We start from the raw sequence: 21,170 nt of genomic DNA, 5'->3' as shown, positions 1-21,170 counted from the left end.
GAAGCATGACTCTCATCGAAGTGAGCGACCTGCGCAAGAGCTACGGCGGACGTCCCGTCGTGGACGGCGTCTCCCTCGCGGTGGAGGAGGGTGAGATCTTCGGGGTCCTCGGACCCAACGGCGCCGGCAAGACCACCACCGTCGAGTCCATCCTCGGACTGCGCGTCCCGGACAGCGGCACGATCCGCGTGTGCGGTCTCGACCCGGTCGCCGACCGTGCGAAGACGACCCTCATCGTGGGCGCGCAGCTGCAGGAGAGCGAGCTGCAGGGAAAGCTGACCGTCACCGAGGCACTCCAGCTCTACGCCGGCTGCTACCCCCGCCCCGCCGACTGGCGCGCCCTGGCCGCGCGCCTCGGCCTGGAGGAGAAGCTCGACACCCGGTTCGCGCAGCTCTCCGGCGGCCAGAAGCAGCGGCTGGCCATCGCGCTCGCCCTGGTCGGCAGCCCCCGGGTCGTCATCCTGGACGAGCTGACGACCGGCCTGGACCCGGCGGCGCGCCGCGAGGTGTGGTCGCTGATCGAGGAGGTCCGGGCGAGCGGCGTCACCATCCTCCTCGTCACGCACTTCATGGAGGAGGCGCAGCGGCTGTGCGACCGGGTCGCGATCTTCGACCGGGGGCGGGTCGCCGCACTGGACACCCCCTCCGGCCTGGTGGCGCAGTCCGCGAGCGGCACCGTCATCTCCTTCACCCCCTCCCGCCCGCTGGACGAGGACGTCCTCGCGGCCCTGCCGGGCCTCGCCTCCGTCTCCCACCACGACGGACGGATCACCCTCGCCGGAACCGACGAGACCGTGAACGCGGTGATCACCCTGCTCGCCCGCAACCGGGTCAGCGCCCACCAGCTGCGCGTCACCGACTCCACCCTCGACGACGCCTTCCTCAACCTGACGGGAGCCGACGCATGAGCGCCGCCACCGCACCCCCGGTACCCTCCACCACCGCCACGCCCCGCCCCGGGCGGGCCGTGCTCCGCGCCGAACTGCTCCTGTTCTTCCGCGAGCCCGGCTCGGTCTTCTGGGTCATGGCCTTCCCGACGCTGCTGCTGGTGGTCCTCGGCTTCATCCCCTCCATGACGGAGCCCATGGACGAACTCGGCGGTCTCACCACCGTCGAGGCCTACGTACCCGTCGCCGTGCTCCTCTCCATGATCATGGCCGGTCTGATGGCCATGCCCCCGGTCATCACCGGCTACCGCGAGCGCGGCATCCTGCGCCGGATGTCCACCACCCCGGTGCGCCCCACCGCCGTTCTCGGTGCCCAGGTGGGACTGCACGCCGTCGCGTCGCTGATCTCCGCCGTGCTCACCCTCGCGGTGGGGCGCGTCGTCTCCGACGTCGGCCTGCCGGGCGAGGTCCTGGGCTACGCGCTGACCCTGCTGCTGGCGGTGGTGTGCCTGATGGCGCTCGGCGCGCTGATCTCCGCGCTGTCCCCCACCGCGAAGATCGCCCAGGCGGTCAGCCTGACGGTGTTCTTCCCCGCGATGCTCGCGGCCGGCGTCTACATGCCCGTCCAGCAGATGCCCGACCTGATGGCCTCCATCGTGGAGGCGCTGCCCTTCGGCGCCGCCGCCCAGGCCCTCAACCAGGCCACCGCCGGCGACTGGCCGGACTGGATCCACCTCGGCGTGCTGGCCCTGTGGACGCTGGTACTGTCCGCGTCCGCCACGCGCTGGTTCCGCTGGGAGTGACGAACGTGTCACGCGCGCCGGGTGCCATGGCCGACACTGAGGGCGTGGCACCCGATGCGACCCTCCCCGTCCCCGAGCCGCAGGCCGCGCCCCCCGCGCAGCCCCGGCTGCTCCTGCGCTTCAGCCCTCCCGTCCTCCTCGGTGTCGGCCTGGTGCTCGCCGCGGCGACCTCGTCCCTGGTCGGCATGGACGGCACCGAGTGGACGGCGGCCGGGATACTCGCCGCCGCGGCGCTCGCCCTGCAACTGTGGTGGGACCGCGCGGCACGCGGCCGCCCCGGCCCCGGCCCGGCCGGCGCCCTGTACTACGCGCTGCGCTCGGTCCTGGCGTTCGGCCTGGCCTGGATCAACCCGTTCTGCGCCTTCTACGCCGCGGCCGGATGCTTCGACACCGAGCGCCTGGTGCCCCGCCGCTGGGTTCCCCTCGGCCTGCTGGCCACCGCCGCGACGATCGCTGGCGCGCAGATCGGCGGCCTGCCCCCCGACGACACGGCGAGCTGGGTGTTCTACGGCATGCTCGTCGCCGTCAACACGGGAATCTTCCTGACCGTCCAGCAGGACACGGAGAAGGAGGAGGACCGCGCCCGCGAACGGGTGGAGACGATCCGCGAGCTGGAGCACGCCAACAACGCGCTGGAGCGGGCCCTGGTGGAGAACGCCGCCCTGCACGACCAGCTGATGCTCCAGGCGAGGGAGGCCGGGATCGCCGACGAGCGCCGCCGGCTCGCCGCGGAGATCCACGACACCGTCGCCCAGGACCTGACCGGCGTCATCACCCAGCTCCAGGTCGTCACCGACACCCAGGAACAGGGCCCGGCCCGCGTCCACGCCGAACGCGCCCTGCACCTGGCCCGCCACAGCCTCGGCGAGGCACGCCGGGCCGTCGCCAACCTCGCGCCCGTCGCACTGGCCGAGGACGACCTGCCCGAGGCGCTGAAGAAGACCGTCGTCCGCTGGTCCGAACGCACCGGGGTACAGGCCGAGTTCGCCCTCACCGGCTCCGACGAACCGCTGCACGAGGAAGTACAGGGGACGCTGCTGCGCATCGCGGCGGAGGCCCTGTCCAACGCGGCACGCCACGCCGGGGCCACCCGGGTCGGCGTGACCCTCTCCTACATGGGCGAGGAGGTCGTGCTCGACGTGCGCGACGACGGCCGGGGTTTCGACCCGTCCGCCCTGCCCGAGCGCGACACCGTGTCCGGGTTCGGCCTCAAGGGCATGCGGGCCCGCGCGGAGCGGCTGGCGGGGGAGCTGACCGTGGAGTCCGAGCCGGGCCTGGGCACCGCCGTGTCGGCACGCGTACCGTCGGTGCCCTATGGACGCTGAGAACAACGGGACGATCACCCTGCTGATCGCCGACGACCACCCGGTGGTGCGCGACGGCCTGCGCGGCATGCTGGAGCCCGCGGACGGCTTCACCGTGCTCGGAGAGGCGTCCGGCGGCACGGAGGCGGTCGAGATGACGCTGCGCATGGACCCGGACGTCGTCCTGATGGACCTGCGCATGCCGGCCGGCAGTGGCGTGGAGGCCATCGCCGAGCTGTCCCGGCGGGGCGCACGGGCCCGCGTGCTGGTGCTCACCACCTACGACACCGACTCCGACACCCTTCCCGCGATCGAGGCCGGGGCGACGGGATACCTGCTGAAGGACGCGCTGCGCGACGAGCTGTTCGCGGCCATCCGGGCGGCGGCGGAGGGCCGCACCGTGCTGTCCCCGGCGGTCGCCTCACGCCTCGTCACGGCGGTGCGCGGCCCCGCCCGGCGGCCTGTCGACGACACGCTCTCCGCGCGGGAACTGCAAGTGCTGGAGCACGTGGCGCGCGGCACGTCCAACCGGGAGATCGCCCGTGAGCTGTTCATCAGCGAGGCGACCGTCAAGACGCACCTGACCCACATCTACGACAAGCTGGACGCGAGGGACCGGGCCGCCGCGGTCGCGGTCGCCTACCGTCGCGGCCTCCTGGGCTGACCACGCCCCGTACCCCCCTGGGCCGGACCGCGCCGCCGCCCCCTAGTCACCTGGTCAGGGGCGGCGGCGCCAAGGCTAGGGGTTGGCCGCTCGTCGGGCCCCTGGCTAGCGTCGGAGTGCTTCAGCCGAGGAAGAGCGGCCGGACCACGGTGGGCGCGTAACCGTCTGCCCTGGCAGCCGGCCGGATTCGGGTCCGGCGATCTCGCGCCGTCAAGTGATTTCGGGGCATTCATGTCGGATACGTACACCGGTGGTTCCGAGGCCTTCGCGATCATCGGGTACGCGTGCAGGCTGCCCGGCGCGCCCGGACCTGCACCGCTGTGGGACCTGCTCGCCACGGGGACCGACGCGATCACCGACATCCCCTCCGACCGCGCGCGCGTTCCCTCGGTCACACGCGGCGGGTTCATCGAACGGGCCGCGGACTTCGACGCCGGCTTCTTCGGCATGTCCCCGCGCGAGGCCGCCGCCACCGACCCGCAGCAGCGCCTCGCCCTCGAACTCGCCTGGGAGGCGCTGGAGGACGCCCGGCACCTCCCCGCGGGCCTCAGCGGCAGCCGCACCGGCGTCTTCCTCGGCGCCATCTGGGACGACTACGCCGCACTCCTGCACCGTGCGGGGGACGCCGGCATCGACCGGCACTCCATGCCGGGACTGCAGCGCGGCCTCATCGCCAACCGCCTGTCCTACACCCTCGGGCTGCACGGCCCCAGCCTCACCGTGGACGCCGGCCAGTCCTCCTCCCTGGTCTCCGTCCACCTCGCCTGCGAGAGCCTGGCGCGCGGCGAGTCCGAGCTGGCCCTCGCCGGTGGTGTCAACCTCGTCCTGGCCCCCGACAGCACCGTCTCCGCGCTGCGCTTCGGCGGACTGTCCCCGGACGGCCGCTGCTTCACCTTCGACGCCCGCGCCAACGGGTTCGTACGCGGTGAGGGCGGTGGGGTCGTCGTCCTCAAACCGCTGGCCCGCGCCCTCACCGACGGCGACCGGATCCACGCGGTCGTCCACGGCAATGCCGTCAACAACGACGGCGGCGGCCCCAGCCTCACCACCCCCAGCGCCGCCGCCCAGGAGGCCGTCCTGCGCGCCGCACACGCCCGCGCCGGGATCGCCCCGGACGCGGTCGGCTACGTCGAACTGCACGGCACCGGCACCCCGGTCGGCGACCCCGTCGAGGCCGCCGCCCTCGGCGCCGCCCTCGGCACCGCACGCACCGCGCCGCTGCCGGTCGGCTCGGTGAAGACCAACATCGGGCACCTCGAGGGCGCGGCCGGCATCGCGGGCCTGCTGAAGGCCACGCTCGTCGTCGAGCGGGGCGTCGTCCCCCCGAGCCTCAACTTCGCCTCCCCGCCCGCCGGTATCCCGCTGGAACGGCTGAACCTGCGGGTGCAGACCGAGGCGAGCCCGCTGGGCGGCGAGGGATTCGTCGGGGTCAGCTCCTTCGGCATGGGCGGGACCAACTGCCACCTGGTGCTGGGCCCCGCACCCGACCCGCTGGCCCGGCCGGCCACCGAGCCGCCGACTCCCACAGCCGACGGGACCACTCCTCCCGTGCCCGTGCTGGTCTCCGGCCACACCACGCAGGCGCTGCGCGCCCAGGCCGCCCGGTTGAAGGACGCGGTGGAGGGAGCCGACCTGGCCGTGGCGGACGTGGCCCACTCGCTGGCCACCACCCGGACCCGCTTCGCCCGGCGCGCCGTGCTCCTCGCCGAGGACCGGGAGCAGCTGCTCGCCCAGCTCTCCGCGGTGGCCGCCGGACTGCCGGCGACGGGCGTCAGCGAGGGCGCCGCGCGCACCGGACGGCTGGCCATGATCTTCTCCGGGCAGGGTTCGCAGTGGCCCGCCATGGCCACCGGACTCCTCGACACCGACGAGGTGTTCACCGGTGCGCTCCACGCCTGCGCGGAGGCGCTCGCCCCGTACACCGACTTCTCGCTGACGGACGTCCTGCGCGGCGCCGAGGGCGCGCCCACGCTGGAGCGGGTCGACGTCGTGCAGCCCGCGCTCTTCGCCGTGATGGTGGCGCTGGCCGAGACCTGGCGGTCACTGGGTGTCGTCCCCGACGCCGTCGCCGGACACTCCCAGGGCGAGATCGCCGCGGCCTGCGTGGCGGGCGCGCTGTCGCTGCCGGACGCGGCCAAGGTCGTCGCCCTGCGCAGCCGCGCCATCGGCGCCCTGGCCGGACAGGGCGGGATGCTGTCCGTGCAGGCCGGGGCGGCACAGGTCCGCCCGTGGCTGGAGACCGCGCCCGCCCTCTCGATCGCCGCCGACAACGGACCCACCGCGGTCGTGGTCTCCGGACCGGTGGACGCCCTCGACGACTTCGCGGCACGGTGCGTGACGTACGGCGTCGAGACCAGGCGCGTACCGGTGGACTACGCCTCGCACTCCTCGCACGTCGAGCTGATCCGGGACGAGCTGCTGACCGCGCTCGCGGACATCGAACCCCGGACGTCCGAGGTGCCGTTCCTCTCCACCGTCACCGGCGAGTGGACCGACACGGCCGGCCTGGACGCCGCCTACTGGTACCGCAACCTGCGGTCCACCGTCGAGTTCGCCGCCGCCGTCCGGCGGCTCGCCGACGAGGACTTCCGCTTCCTCGTCGAAACCACCCCGCACCCCGTACTGGTGGCCGCCGTACGCGACACCCTGGCCGAGCTGGACGCGCCCGACACCGCGGTGGTCGGCTCGCTGCGGCGCGGCGAAGGGGGGCGCGCGCGGCTGCTCGCCTCCGCCGCCGAACTGCTCGCCCACGGCCGCGACGTCCGGCTGCCCGCCCCGCCGGGCACGGTCGTGGACCTGCCCACGTACGCCTTCCAGCGGAAGCGCCACTGGCGGCCCGGCGAGGCCGCCGCGCTCTGGAACGGCACCGGCGAATCCGTCCGGGACGCCGCCGACCCGGCCACCGGCGCCGACCCGGACACGGCCGCCACCCCGGACGACTCACTGCGCGACCGGCTGCGCGCCCTCTCGCCGCAGTCCGCCCGCAGCACGGTGCGCGAGCTGATCCGGTCCCACGCCGCCGTGGTCGGCGGGTTCGCCGCGGCCGGGGACGTGGACCCGGAACAGACCTTCAAGGCCCTCGGGATCGCCTCCCTGACCCTGGTCGAGCTGCGGACGCGGCTCGCCGCGGCCACCGGGCTCACCCTGCCGCCCACCTTCCTCTTCGACCACCCCACCCCGGCCGCGGCCGCCCGCCACCTGTGCGACGTGCTGCGCGGTGAGGACGCCGCCCGCCCCTCCCGCGCCACGCCCGCCCCGCAGCCCGCCGACGCCGACGACCCCGTCGTCATCGTCTCCATGGCCTGCCGCTTCCCCGGCGGCATCGACTCGCCCGCGGCGCTGTGGGACGCGCTGAGCGAGGGCCGCGAGGTACTGACCGGCCTGCCCGAGGACCGGGGCTGGCAGCCCGCCCTGGCCGCACTCGACACCCCACTTCCCACGGCCGGCGGGTTCCTGGACGACATCGCGGGCTTCGACGCCGGGCTCTTCGGCATCTCGCCGCGCGAGGCCGTCGCCATGGACCCGCAGCAGCGGCTGCTCCTCGAGGTCACGTGGGAGGCGCTGGAGCGGCTCGGCACCGACCCGGCCGACGTGCGCGGCAGCCGCACCGGCGTCTTCGTCGGGGCCACCGCGCAGGACTACGGCCCCCGGATGCACGAGCCCGCCGAGAGTTCCGAGGGCTACCTACTGACCGGTACGACCGCGAGCGTCGCCTCCGGCCGGATCGCTTACGCCTTCGCGTTCGACGGTCCGGCGGTGACCGTGGACACCGCCTGTTCGTCGTCGCTGGTGGCGCTGCACCTGGCGGCGCAGTCGCTGCGCGCGGGGGAGTGCTCCACCGCCCTGGCGGGTGGCGTCACCCTGATGGCGACGCCCGGTGTCCTCGTCGAGTTCGCGCGGCAGGACGGCCTCTCCCCGGACGGCCGCTGCAAGGCGTTCGGGGCACGGGCCGACGGCACCGGGTGGTCCGAGGGCGCGGGCATGCTCGTCCTGCGCCGCCGGTCCGACGCGCTGGCCGACGGGCAGCAGGTGCTGGCCGTGCTGCGGGGCTCCGCCGTCAACTCCGACGGGGCCTCCAACGGGCTGACCGCACCCAACGGCCTGGCCCAGCGCCGGGTCATCCGGGCGGCCCTCGACGCGGCCGGCCTGGAACCCTCCGACGTGGACGTGGTGGAGGCGCACGGCACCGGGACACGGCTGGGCGACCCGATCGAGGCGCAGGCACTGCTGGCCACCTACGGGCAGGACCGGGACGCCGGACGCCCGCTGTGGCTGGGGTCGTTGAAGTCCAACATCGGGCACACCCAGTCCGCCGCCGGTGTCGCCGGCGTCATCAAGACGGTCCTGGCGCTGCGGCACGGCGTGCTGCCCCGCACCCTGCACGCCGACGAGCCGACGCCGCACGTGGACTGGTCGGCGGGCGCCGTGCGGCTGCTCACCGAGAACGTGACCCTGCCTCCCGCGGACCGGCCGTACCGGGCGGGTGTCTCCTCGTTCGGCATCAGCGGCACCAACGCTCACGCGGTCATCGAGGCGGCACCCGCACCGGCCGTCCCGGACGAGGAGGAACCCGCGCCCCGCCTCGCGCTGCCCGTACTCCTCTCCGGGCACGGGGCCGCCGCCCTGCGCGCCCAGGCGGCCCGGCTGCGCGCCTTCCTGGACGCCGAACCGTCCGTACCGACGACCGCGATCGCCCGGTCGTCGGCGACCACCCGCTTCCCGCTGGACCACCGCGCGGCCCTCTTCGCGGCCGACCGCGAGGAGCTCGCGGCCCGCCTGGACGCGGTGACGGAGGGCCACGACGCGGCCGGTGTGCTGCACGGGGTCGCGTCGCCCGGACGCACGGGGTTCCTGTTCACCGGCCAGGGTGCGCAGCGGGTGGGGATGGGGCGGGAGCTGTACGGGGCGTTTCCGGTGTTCGCGGACGCCTTCGACGCGGTGTGTGCGGGTGTCGATCTCCAGCGTCCGTTGCGGGAGGTGGTGTTCGGCGAGGACGCGGGCCCGCTGGAGCGGACCGTCTACGCGCAGGCGGGGCTGTTCGCGCTGGAGGTGGCGCTGTTCCGGCTGGCGGAGTCCTGGGGAGTGGTCCCGGACGTGCTGGTGGGCCATTCAATCGGTGAGCTGGCGGCGGCACACTGCGCGGGAGTGCTGTCGCTCGACGATGCCTGCGCGTTGGTGTCCGCTCGGGGTCGGTTGATGGACGCGCTGCCCGAGGGCGGAGCGATGCTGGCCGTGGAGGTGGCCGAGGAGGACCTGGAGCTGCCCGACGGAGTGGACCTGGCCGCGGTCAACGGACCCACATCGGTCACGGTCTCCGGTGAGGCGGCAGCGATCGCGGAGCTGGAGGAGCGACTCCGGGCCCAGGAGACACGCGTCAAACGGCTGGCGGTCTCGCACGCCTTCCACTCCCGCCTGATGGAGCCCATGCTGGCCGACTTCGCCGCCGTCGCGGAGTCGCTGACCTACCACGCCCCCCGGATCCCGGTCCGCACCACGGCCCCCGGTGCGATCGACACCCCGGAGTACTGGGTGGGGCAGATACGCGAGCCCGTCCGGTTCGCCGACGCACTCGCCTCGCTCCCCGAGGTGCGGACCTTCCTGGAACTCGGCCCCGACGGCGTCCTGTCCGCCCTCGTCCCGGTCCTCCTGGAGGAGGCTGTCGCCGTACCGCTGCTGCGTCGCGGCCAGGACGGCACCGGGCCCGCCCACGCCGCCGCGGTGCTGTGGACCCGCGGCGTGCCACTGGACTGGGCGGCCGTCGCCGGTACGGGCGCCTCCCGCCTCGTGGAACTACCCTCCTACGCCTTCCAGCGCACCCGCTACTGGACCTCCCGGACCGCCTCCACCACCGCACTCGCCGCCGCGGGCGTCAACACGGCCGGCCATCCGCTGCTGGGTGCCGTCGTGCCCCTGGCGGGCGACGGCGGGCTGGTCTGGACCGGCGTCGTCGGCCTCGCCACCCACCCCTGGCTGGCCGACCACATGGTCCACGGCCGGGTCGTGCTGCCCGGAACCGCCCTCGTCGATCTCGCCCTCCACGCGGGAACCGGCGCGGGGCTGCCAGGACTCGCCGAGCTGACCCTGCGCGAGCCCCTGGTCCTGCCCGAACAGGGCGCCGTCCAGCTCCAGATGACCGTGGCCGACCGGACCGTCGAGATCCACAGCCGCCCCGACGGCGATCCCGGTGCGCTCTGGACCACCCACGCCGCCGGCGTCCTGGAGCCGGTCCGCCCGCTCGCGGACGCCCCCGGGACACGCGACCCCTGGCACCCCACGGGTACGGCCACCGCACCCGGTTACGACGCGCTCGCGGCCGCCGGCCTCTCCTACGGCCCCGCCTTCCGGGGCCTGCGCGCCACCTGGCACGACGGGGACACGGTGTACGCGGAGGTCGAGCTGCCCGAAGGGCCGCAGGCCCCGCTGTACGACGCCGCGCTCCACGCCCTCGGTGCCACCGGCCTGCTCCGCGAGGACGGCGCGACCCTGCTGCCGTTCGCCTGGTCCGGCGTGACCCGGCACGCCCTCGACGCCACCGCGCTGCGCGTCACCCTGACCCGGCGCGGTGCCGACGAGTACACGGTCCGCCTCGCCGACCCGGCGGGCGCGCCCGTGCTGACGGTGCGGTCGCTCGCCTTCCGGCCCGTGACCGCCGACCGGCTGGGCGACACGGCCTCCGGCGTGCTCCACGGCGTCGACTGGGCCCCCGCCGGCGACGGGGACCGCGACGTGCCGTACGCGGCCGTACCGGTGGGCCCCACCGACCTCCTCGACACGGTCACCGCGGCAGGCTCCTTCCCCGGCCCGGCCACCCTGGCGGACGTGGCGGCCGTGGCGACCGTGCCCGGCACGGTGCTCGCCTGCGTGGGCGCCGGCCCGGAGCCGTCCGCGACCGGCGCGGCCCTCGCGCGGCGCACGCACGACACGGTCAGTGCCGTACTCGGACTGGTGCGCGACTGGGTGGACGACGAGCGCCGCTCCGGCAGCCGGCTGCTGGTCGTCACCCGGAACGCCGTCGCCACGGCCGACGGTGAGAGCGTCGATCCCGCCGCCGCCGCGGTCTGGGGCCTGCTGCGGTCCGCGCAGGCCGAACACCCGGGCCGGTTCGGCCTCGCGGACCTGGACGGCACGGCAGCGTCGGCCGCCGCCCTCGCCGCCGGCCTGCCCGCCGACACACCCCAGGTCGCCCTCCGCGCCGGCACCCCGCTCACCCCGCGCGCGTCCCGGCTGCGGGCCGGAGCCACCCCACCGTGGGGCCCGCACGACACCGTTCTCATCACCGGCGGCACCGGGGCGCTCGGCGCCCGCGTCGCCCGCCACCTGGTCTGCGCGCACGAGGTCGCGGGTCTGGTGCTGCTCAGCCGGCGCGGCCCCGAGGCGCCGGGTGCGGCCGCCCTCGCCGCCGAACTGACCGCGCGGGGGACCACCGTGGTGGTCGTCGCCGGTGACGCCGCCGACCGGGGCGACCTCGACCAGGTGCTCGCCGACCACCCCGTCACCTCCGTCGTCCACACCGCGGGCGTCCTCGACGACGGCCTGCTCACCTCGCTGACCCCCGAACGCGCTGCCGCGGTGCTGCGCCCCAAGGCCGAGGCGGCCGCCCTCCTCGACGAGGCGACCCGCCACCTCGGCCTCACCTCCTTCGTCCTGTTCTCGTCCGTGGCCGCCGCCTTCGGCACCGCCGGCCAGGCGTCGTACGCGGCGGCCAACGCCTTCCTCGACGGGCTCGCCGCCCGCCGCCGCGCCGAGCACCTGCCCGCCGTCGCGGTGGGCTGGGGGCTGTGGGGCGGAACCGAGGGCATGGCCGCCGGACTCGGTACGACGGACCGCGTGCGCTTCGCCGCGCTGGGCGGCGCGCTCGACCCCGACCGGGGCGTGCGGCTGCTCGACGCGGCCGTGACCGCCGGGCCCGCCCACGTACTGGCCACGGCCGCCGAACCCGCCCCCGGCGACGGCTACGTACCGCCGCTGCTGCGGCATCTGGCGCGCCCCGTGCTCCGTTCGGCCGCCGCCCGGTCGTCCGCGGGCGCCGACGGCCTCGCCGCACTGCCCGAGCCCGAGCGGACGCGCGCCGTCGAGGAGTTGGTGCGAACGACCGTCGCGGCCGTGCTGGGACACTCCTCCGGTACCGGAGTGGACACCGGCCGCACCTTCAAGGACCTCGGTTTCGACTCCCTCACCGGCGTCGAACTGCGCAACCGGCTCGCCGCCGCCACCGGGCTGCGGTTGGCCGCCACCCTGGTCTTCTCCCACCCCAGCCCCGCCGCGCTGACCGCCCACCTCTGCGAGGAGCTGAGCGGCACCACCGCGGACACGGCCGTACCGCGCCCGCGGAACGCCGCCGGTGCGGACGAGCCGATCGCCGTCGTCGCGATGAGCTGCCGCTACCCGGGCGGTGTGGACGGCCCGGAGGAACTCTGGCGGATGGTCCGGGAGGGCCGCGACGGCATCACCGGCTTCCCCACCGACCGCGGCTGGGACCTCGCGCGCCTCCACGATCCCGACCCGGCCAGCCCCGGCACCACCTACGCACGGCACGGCGGCTTCCTGCACGATGCCGCCGACTTCGACGCGGAACTGTTCGGCATCTCGCCGCGCGAGGCGCTGGCGATGGACCCCCAGCAGCGGCTGCTGCTGGAGCTGTCCTGGGAGGCCTTCGAGCGGGCCGGCATCGACCCGGCCGGCCTGCGCGGCAGCGACACCGGTGTCTTCGCCGGCGTCATGTACCACGACTACGCGCAGGCCGCCGAGGCCCTTCCCGAGACCGAGGGCTACCGGGCCACCGGGGGCGCCGGCAGCGTGGTGTCCGGTCGGATCGCCTACACGTACGGGCTGGAGGGCCCGGCCGTGACGGTGGACACGGCGTGTTCGTCGTCCCTGGTGGCGCTGCACCTGGCCGCGAGGTCCCTGCGTGCGGGCGAGTGCTCGATGGCCGTCGTCGGCGGTGTCACCGTGATGTCCGCACCCGGCGTGTTCGTGGACTTCAGCAAGCAGCGGGGACTCGCGCCCGACGGCCGCTGCAAGTCCTTCTCGGCGGACGCGGACGGCACCGGCTGGTCGGAGGGCGCCGGGGTGCTGCTGGTGGAGCGGCTGTCCGACGCGCGACGCCACGGGCACACCGTCCTCGCGGTGGTGCGCGGCTCGGCCGTCAACCAGGACGGCGCGTCCAACGGCCTCACGGCGCCGAACGGCCCCTCGCAGCAGCGGGTCATCCGCGCCGCTCTCGCCGACGCGGGCCTGGCGCCCGGCGACGTGGACATGGTGGAGGCGCACGGTACGGGCACGAAGCTGGGCGACCCGGTCGAGGCGGAGGCGCTGCTGGCCACGTACGGGCAGGGCCGGGACGCGGAACGACCGCTGTGGCTCGGGTCGTTGAAGTCCAACATCGGGCACACCCAGGCGGCGGCGGGCGTCGGCGGCATCATCAAGACGATCCTGGCGCTGCGGCACGGCGTGCTGCCCCGCACCCTGCACGCCGACGCACCCTCGTCGCACGTGGACTGGTCGGCGGGAGCGGTGGAACTGCTCACCGAGGAGCGGGAGTGGCCGTCGGCCGGGCGACCCCGCCGCGCGGCGGTCTCGTCGTTCGGGATCAGCGGCACCAACGCGCACACCGTGATCGAACAGGCACCGGACGGGGACGAACCAGCCCCCCGCCGGGACACCCGAGTGCCGGACACGCTCGTGCCCTGGGTGCTGAGCGGTGCCTCGCCGGAGGGACTGCGCGCCCAGGCGGCCCGGCTGCGCGAGACGGCCGCGGCCGAGGAGCCGGCCGACATCGCGCTCTCCCTGGCGACCCGGCGCGCGGCACTGGAGCACCGGGCGGTGGTGCTGGGGACGGGCCGCGAGGAACTGCTGCGCGCACTGGACGCGCTGGCGGCCGGACGCGGCCAGGCGCCGGCCGGAGTCGCCTCGCCCGGGCGCACGGGGTTCCTGTTCACCGGTCAGGGTGCGCAGCGGGTGGGGATGGGCCGGGAGCTGTACGAGGCGTTTCCAATGTTCGCGGACGCCTTCGACGCGGTGTGTGCGCGGGTGGATGTGGGGCGCCCGTTGCGTGAGGTGGTGTTCGGCGAGGACGCCGCGTTGTTGGAGCGGACGGTGTTCGCGCAGGCGGGGTTGTTCGCGCTGGAAGTGGCGTTGTTCCGGCTGGTGGAGTCGTGGGGTGTGGTGCCGGATGTGCTGGTGGGTCACTCGGTGGGGGAGATGGCCGCGGCGCACTGCGCGGGAGTGCTGTCCCTCGACGATGCCTGCGTGCTGGTGTCGGCGCGGGGACGGTTGATGGACGCGTTGCCCGAGGGCGGGGCGATGCTGGCCGTGGAGGTGGCCGAGGAAGCTCTGGAGCTGCCTGACGGGGTGGAGCTGGCGGCGGTGAACGGGCCCATGTCGGTGACGGTGTCGGGGGAGGCGGAGGCGGTCGCAGGGCTGGAGGAGCGGCTTCGGGCGCAGGACGTGCGGGTGAAGCGGCTGGCGGTCTCACACGCCTTCCATTCCCGCCTGATGGAGCCGATGCTGGCCGACTTCGCGGCCGTGGCCCGGTCGTTGACCTACCACGCCCCGCAGATCCCGGTGGACACCACCGCCCCCGGCGACCTGGCCACGCCCGAGTACTGGGTGGGCCAGGTGCGCGAGCCCGTCCGTTTCGCCGACGCGCTCGGCCGTGCTCACGGGGCCGGCGCCACCCGCTTCCTGGAACTCGGCCCCGACGGCCCCCTGTCCGCCCTCGTCGCGCACCTCACCGAGGACGTCATCGCCGTCCCCGCCCTGCGCTCCGGCCACGACGAGCACATCACGCTGCTGCGCGGCGTCGCCGAGATGTACGTACGCGGCGCCGACATCGCCTGGGACAGGTACTTCGCGCCGCTCGGGGGCCACGCCGTCGAGTTGCCGACCTATGCCTTCCAGCGCCGGCGCTACTGGCCCGACACCGCGGCCGACGGCGGCGGCACGGCCCCCCGGGAACGGGCCGAGGCCGGATTCTGGACGGCCGTCGCCGGGCGGGAGGTCGACCGGCTCGCCGACACCCTGGGCCTGCCCGACGACGAAGCACGGCGCGGACTGGCCGACCTGATGCCGCACCTCGCGTCCTGGCACGACCGCCGGCGCACCGAGGCGGCCGTCGGTTCCTGGTACTACCGGGCGGTCTGGCGGCCCGTCGCTCCGGCGCCCACCGTGCTCGACGGCGTCTGGCTCGTCATCGGCCCGGACAGCCCGGTCAACGCTGACACCCCGGTCGGCGCAGACGCCCCGGACGCCCCGGACGCCCCGGACGCCCTGGACGGGCAGGTCGCCGACGCGCTGCGCCGCAGCGGCGCCACCGTGCTCGCCCACCCGGACCCCGGAGCCGACCGGACCGCCCTCGCCGACCGGTTGCGCTCCTGCGGCGAACTCGCGGGCGTCGTCTCGCTGCTGGGGACCGACACCGGTGTCTCCCGCACGGGGGCGGCCCTCAGCCGGGGGCTGGCCGCCACCCTGGCGCTCACCCAGGCCTGCGCCGACACCGACGTCCCCCTGTGGACCCTCACCCGGGGTGCGGTCTCGACCGGCCGCTCCGACGGCCCACCCGACCCCGCCCAAGCCCAGATCTGGGGATTCGGCCGGGGAGCCGCCCTCGAACTCCCCCATGTCTGGGGTGGGTTGGTCGACCTGCCCGAGATCCTGGATGCCCGGGCGGGGAACCGGCTCTGCGCCGTACTCGCTGCCGGCGGCGCACGCGTCGGCGACGGAGAGGACCAAGTGGCGATCCGGGCCGAAGGCGTCTTCGCCCGCCGTCTCGTCGCCGCCACACCGATCGCCCCGACCGCGGCCCCCGTGCCCCGCACCGGCAGCGTGGGCAGCACCGGGGGCACCGGTGGCACCGTGCTGGTCACCGGCGGAACCGGCGCGCTCGGTGCCCAGGTGGCCCGCCTGCTCGCCGCGCGCGGCCACAGCCGGCTGCTGCTCGTCAGCAGGCGCGGCCCCGAGGCGCCCGGCGTCGCGGAGCTGGCCGCCGAACTGGCGGCAGCGGGCACCACGGCGACGGCCGTGGCCTGCGACGCAGCCGACCACGACGCGCTCGCCGCCCTGCTCGCCGGGATACCGGAGGAGCACCGGCTCACCGCCGTCGTGCACGCGGCCGGTGTGCTGGACGACGGCGTACTCGACAGCCTGACACCCGAACGTTTCGAACAGGTGCTCCGGGCCAAGACCCTGGCCGCCGAGAACCTCGACACCCTCACCCGCGACCTCCCGCTCGACGCCTTCGTCCTCTTCTCGTCCTTCACCGGCGCCGTCGGCACGGCGGGCCAGGCCAACTACGCCGCCGCCAACGCCCATCTCGACGCACTCGCCGAGCGCCGCCGCGTCCAGGGGCTGCCCGCCACGTCGATCGGCTGGGGGCCGTGGGCGGAGACCGGTATGGCCGAGGACGAGGCGCTCACCCAGCGGCTGCGCCGTTCCGGACTGACCCCCCTGCCACCGGACCTCGCCGTCACCGTCCTCGGGCGGATGCTCGGCGCCGCGGTCGCCGACGGCGACGGGACGCCCGACGCCGCCGCCGTCGTCGTCGCGGACGTCGACTGGAGGCGGTTCGCCACCGGCTTCACCGCGGCACGCCCCAGCCCGCTGCTGCGCGAACTCGTCCCCGCCGACACACCGGACGGTGCCGAGGACTCCGGCGACGCCACCGGCCTCGCGGCGCGCCTCGCCGCCGCCGGTGAGGGCGAGCGACGCCGGATCACCGAGGAACTGGTACGCACCCTGGCGGCCTTCGTGCTGGGCCACGGTACGGCGGCCACCGTCGCACCCGACAAGGCCTTCCGCGACCTGGGATTCGACTCACTCACCGCCGTCGAGCTGCGCAACGCCCTGCGGGCCGCCACCGGGCTCCCGCTCCCGGCGGGCCTGATCTTCGACCACCCCACACCGGCCGCCCTCGCCACCCGGTTGCGCGCCGAACTGACCGGCGGCACCGGGACCGCCGCCACCGCGACCCCTGGCCTCCCCGCGCCCGCCGCGCCCGAGGACCCCGTCGCCATCGTCGCGATGGGCTGCCGGTTCCCCGGCGCGGCCACCCCGGAGGAGTTCTGGGATCTGCTCTCCCGAGGCCTCGACCTGGTGGGCGACTTCCCCGTCGACCGGGGCTGGGACCTGCGCGGCGCCCCCGACTTCGCACGTCGCGGTGGCTTCCTGCCCGACGCGGCCGGCTTCGACGCGGACCTGTTCGGCGTCTCCCCCCGCGAGGCGCAGGCCATGGACCCGCAGCAGCGGCTGATGCTGGAGATCTCCTGGGAGACCTTCGAGCGGGCCGGTGTGGACCCCGCCTCCCTCCAGGGCAGCCGTGTCGGCGTCTTCGTGGGCACGAACGGCCAGGACTACGCCGGGCTGTTCCCCGCCACCGGATCGGGGCTGGAGGGCCATGTGGCCACCGGCAGCGCGGCCAGCGTGCTGTCCGGCCGGATCTCCTACACGTACGGGCTGGAGGGCCCGGCCGTCACGGTGGACACCGCCTGCTCGTCGTCCCTGGTCGCCCTGCACCTGGCGGCGCAGTCACTGCGGACGGGGGAGTGCTCGATGGCGCTCGCCGGCGGTGTCACGGTCATGGCCGCGCCCACCGCGTTCCTGGAGTTCGCCCACCAGCGCGGCCTGGCGGCCGACGGGCGCTGCAAGGCCTTCTCGGCCGACGCGGACGGCACCGGCTGGGGCGAGGGCGCCGGGCTGGTCCTGCTGGAGCGGCTCTCGGACGCCCGGGCCCAGGGCCATCGCGTGCTCGGGCTGCTGCGGGGCAGCGCGGTCAACCAGGACGGTGCGTCCAACGGCCTGACCGCGCCGAACGGCCCCGCGCAGCAGCGGGTGATCCGCGCCGCGCTGAACTCGGCCGGGCTGTGGCCCTCGGAGGTCGACGCGGTGGAGGCACACGGCACCGGTACGAGGCTCGGCGACCCGATCGAGGCGGAGGCGCTGCTCGCGACGTACGGCAGGGACCGCTCGGAACCCCTCCACCTGGGGTCGGTGAAGTCCAACATCGGACACACACAGGCGGCCGCGGGCATCGCCGGCGTCATCAAGATGCTGCTGGCGATGGCCCACGGAGAGCTGCCCCGCACCCTGCACGCGGCACAACCGTCACCGTCGGTCGACTGGGACTCGGGCAGCCTGAGCCTCCTCACCGAGACCACTCCGTGGACGACCCGGGCCGACCGGCCGCGTCGGGCGGCCGTCTCCTCGTTCGGGATCAGCGGCACGAACGCCCATGTCGTCCTGGAACAGGCCGACGTCGCCGTACCCTCGGCGCCGGCCCAGGGCTCCGTACTGCCGTGGGCCTTCTCGGCCCACTCCGGCGCTGCGCTGAACGCGCGGGCGAAGGGGCTCCTGACGCTCTGCGACGACCCCGGCGTCTCCGGTGTCGCGGCGGGCCGGGCACTCGCCACGACGAGTCTCGGCCTGGCACACCGCGCCGTCGTGCTCGCCGAGGACATCGCGGGGTACGCCGAGGGCCTGACGGCACTGACGACGGACGAGCCGTCCGCCAGAGCCGTCCGAGGAACAGCCCGTGAAGGATCGACGGCGCTGCTGTTCTCCGGTCAGGGTTCGCAGCGGTCGGGGATGGGCCGGGAGCTGTACGAGGCGTTCCCGGTGTTCGCGGATGCCTTCGACGCGGTGTGTGCGCGGGTGGATCTCGAACGTCCGTTGCGGGAGGTGGTGTTCGGCGAGGACGCGGGGCTGCTGGAGCGGACGGTCTACGCGCAGGCGGGGTTGTTCGCGTTGGAAGTGGCGCTGTTCCGGCTGCTGGAGTCGTGGGGTGTGACCCCGGATGTGCTGGTGGGCCATTCGATCGGTGAGCTGGCCGCCGCTCACGTGGCCGGGGTGCTGTCGCTGGACGACGCCTGCATGCTCGTTTCGGCGCGGGGGCGGTTGATGGACGCGTTGCCGGGCGGCGGGGCGATGCTGGCCGTGGAGGTGGCCGAGTCCGAGTTGCCGTTGCCTGACGGGGTGGACCTGGCGGCGGTGAACGGGCCCACATCGGTGACGGTCTCCGGTGGGGCGGCAGCGATCGCGGAGCTGGAGGAGCGACTCCGGGCGCGGGAGATACGGGTGAAGCGCCTCGCGGTCTCGCACGCCTTCCACTCCCGCCTGATGGAGCCGATGCTGGCCGAGTTCGCGGCCGTCGCGCGGTCGTTGACCTACCACGCCCCGCAGATCCCGGTCCTGACCACCGCTCCCGGTGACCTGGCCACGTCCGAGTACTGGGTGGGCCAGGTGCGCGAGCCGGTCCGCTTCGCCGACGCGCTCGGCCGTGCTCACGAGGCCGGTGCCACCCGCTTCCTGGAACTCGGCCCCGACGGCGTCCTCAGCAGCCTCGTCCCCGGTGCGGTGCCCGCGATGCGCCGGCGCCGTCCGGAGGTGGAGTCCCTGTTCGCGGCCGTCGCGCGGCTGTGGGTCGGGGGGATGGCGGTGGACCTGGCGGCGGTGTTCCCCGAGGCCCCGCCCGTCACCCTGCCGCCCTACCCCTTCCAGCACACCCGCTTCTGGCCCGAAACCGTCCCGGCCGGGCAGCGCACCGCTTCCGGAGAGGGGCGGTATGAGGTCCGCTGGGTGCCGGTGACCGAAGAAGCCGCCCGGCCGACCGGCACGTGGTTCCTGGTCACGCCGCCCGGCGAGGACGGCGGCGCCGACGCCGGCGCCGACGACATCAGCCGCGCGCTGCACCGCGCCGGCGCACGTACCCTCGTCATCCCCGGAGACACCGACCGCGCCACCCTCGCGACCCGGTTCCGCGCCGCGACGGCGGAGACCACCCCGGCCGGTGTGCTGGCTCTGCCGGCCGCCGCGGGCTCCGCCGCCCTGCCCTCCGTGGTCGCCCTCGTGCAGGCGCTCGACGACGCGGCCGTCCCGGGCCCGCTGTGGTGCGCCACCCGGGGCGCGGTGCGGGTCTCCACGGACGACCCGGGGCCCGACCCCGAGCAGGCGGCCGTCTGGGGCTTCGGCAGGGTCGCGGCCCTGGAGATGCCCCGCGGCTGGCGCGGCCTGGTCGACCTCCCCGCCGAGTGGGACGACCGGGCCGGCGTACGGCTGGCCGCGCTGCTCGGCGCCGACGGCCCCGAGGACCAGGTGGCGATCCGCCGGACCGGCGTACTCGGCAGGCGCCTCGTCGAGAGCGCCCCCGGCAACGGGGACCGTACGCCCGTCGAGTGGCGGCCGGCCGGCACCGTGCTGGTCACCGGCGGTACCGGCGCACTCGGCGCGCACACCGCCCGGCTGCTCGCCCGGCAGGGCGTGGCGCACCTGGTGCTCGTCGGGCGCCGGGGCCCGGACGCGCCCGGTGCCGGTGAACTCGCCGCCGAACTGACCGCCCTCGGCAGCCGCGTCACCCTCGCCGCCTGCGAGGTCACCGACCGCGCCGCGCTCGCCGGGGTACTCGCCGGCATACCCGAGGACCTGCCGCTCACCGGCGTCGTGCACGCGGCGGGGACGGTGGACGACGGAGTGATCGGCTCGCTCACCCCGAGCCGCGTCGGGGACGCGGTGCACGCACGACTGGCGGCCGTCCGCCACCTCGACGAACTGACCGCGGACCATGACCTGGACGCGTTCGTGCTCTACACCTCCTTCGCCGGGGTCGTCGGCAACCTCGGCCAGGCCGCGTACGCCGCGGGCAACGCCGCGCTGGACGCCTTCGCCGAGCGGCGCCGAGCGGCCGGGCGCACCGCCACGGCGCTCGCGTGGGGGCCCTGGGCCGGAGCGGGCGTGGGAGCGGGCACGGCCGCGGGCGAGCAGCAGCAGCGCACCGGCGTCACCCCGCTGCCGCCCGAGCAGGCCCTCCGGTCGCTGGCGGCGGCCCTCGCCGAGCAGCGGACGACGCTCTGCGTGGCCGGCATCGACTGGAGCCGCTTCGGCCCCGTCCTGGAAGCGGGGCGCGGCGGGCGCCTGCTCGACCTGCTGCCCGCCGCGGTCAGGCCCGCGCCGCCCGCCCCCGACCGGCAGGGACCGGGCCTGGCCGGACGGCTGGCCGGCGCGCCGCGGGCGGAGCAGGAACGCATCCTGGTCGACCTGGTGGTCTCCCGGACCGCCGCGGTACTCGGCCACGGCACCCCGGCCGCCATCGACCCGGACCGGCACTTCCGCGACCTGGGCACCGACTCGGTGATGGCCGTCGAACTGCGCAACCTGCTCGACGTCGCCACCGGGCAGACCCTGCCCGCGACCCTGGTGTTCGACCACCCGACCCCCGCCGCCCTCGCCACGCACCTGCGCGGCCTCCTGGTGAGCGACCCGGCCGCCCCGGCGGGCGGCGAGAGCGCGGTCGCCCGGCTGGAGAAGCTCGAGGCGGCGCTCGCCGAGACCCCCCTCGACGGCGCGGAGACGGCGGTCCTGCTGGCCCGCCTGCGCGACCTCACCGACCGGCTCGGCGCCGCGGCGACCGTGCCACCCGCCCGCTCCGAGCCCAAGACCGCGGACCTCGACCTGGCCGCGGCGAGCGCCGACGACCTCTTCGACCTCATCCACAACGAATTCGGCAAGTCCTGACGCCATGTACGGT

Annotated in this window: 5 protein-coding genes; all 5 read left to right on the top strand. The window is 75.3% G+C overall.

Annotated elements, in window-relative coordinates:
* The first annotated feature begins 5 nt into the window (after nucleotides 1-5).
* The 5 genes from ACGF5T_RS09535 to ACGF5T_RS09515 all read left to right on the top strand — a co-directional run bounded on the left by ACGF5T_RS09535 (nucleotide 6) and on the right by ACGF5T_RS09515 (nucleotide 21,157).
* A complete protein-coding gene (locus ACGF5T_RS09535; RefSeq protein ID WP_356612453.1) occupies nucleotides 6-908 on the top strand; it encodes an ABC transporter ATP-binding protein in 903 nt (300 codons plus the stop codon).
* Nucleotides 905-1,690 (top strand): ABC transporter permease, encoded by a 786-nt coding sequence (locus ACGF5T_RS09530; RefSeq protein ID WP_356612454.1) that lies wholly within the window; start codon nucleotides 905-907, stop codon nucleotides 1,688-1,690. The genes ACGF5T_RS09535 and ACGF5T_RS09530 overlap by 4 nt, the downstream gene beginning before the upstream one ends.
* Nucleotides 1,691-1,716: 26 nt before the next feature.
* Nucleotides 1,717-3,015 carry a sensor histidine kinase gene (locus ACGF5T_RS09525; protein ID WP_361019101.1) on the top strand — a complete coding sequence of 433 codons (1,299 nt, stop codon included), beginning with the start codon at nucleotides 1,717-1,719 and terminating at the stop codon, nucleotides 3,013-3,015.
* Nucleotides 3,005-3,658 carry a response regulator transcription factor gene (locus ACGF5T_RS09520; protein WP_356612458.1) on the top strand — a complete coding sequence of 218 codons (654 nt, stop codon included), beginning with the start codon at nucleotides 3,005-3,007 and terminating at the stop codon, nucleotides 3,656-3,658. Before ACGF5T_RS09525 ends, ACGF5T_RS09520 begins: the two co-directional genes overlap by 11 nt.
* Nucleotides 3,659-3,889: 231 nt before the next feature.
* A complete protein-coding gene (locus tag ACGF5T_RS09515) occupies nucleotides 3,890-21,157 on the top strand; it encodes a type I polyketide synthase (RefSeq protein WP_366768827.1) in 17,268 nt (5,755 codons plus the stop codon).
* Nucleotides 21,158-21,170 lie beyond the last annotated feature (13 nt).

Source organism: Streptomyces sp. NPDC047853, from assembly GCF_043204535.1.
Taxonomy (GTDB): Bacteria; Actinomycetota; Actinomycetes; order Streptomycetales; family Streptomycetaceae; genus Streptomyces.
The sequence above is the reverse complement of the archived record's forward strand: the minus strand, read 5'-3'. Positions and strand labels throughout refer to the sequence as shown.

Excerpts from the sequence above, each read along its gene's own strand:
- ACGF5T_RS09535 (WP_356612453.1), top strand. The coding sequence starts at position 6 with ATGACTCTCATCGAAGTGAGCGACCTGCGCAAGAGCTACGGCGGACGT.
- ACGF5T_RS09530 (WP_356612454.1), top strand. The coding sequence starts at position 905 with ATGAGCGCCGCCACCGCACCCCCGGTACCCTCCACCACCGCCACGCCC.
- ACGF5T_RS09525 (WP_361019101.1), top strand. The coding sequence starts at position 1,717 with ATGGCCGACACTGAGGGCGTGGCACCCGATGCGACCCTCCCCGTCCCC.
- ACGF5T_RS09520 (WP_356612458.1), top strand. The coding sequence starts at position 3,005 with ATGGACGCTGAGAACAACGGGACGATCACCCTGCTGATCGCCGACGAC.
- ACGF5T_RS09515 (WP_366768827.1), top strand. The coding sequence starts at position 3,890 with ATGTCGGATACGTACACCGGTGGTTCCGAGGCCTTCGCGATCATCGGG.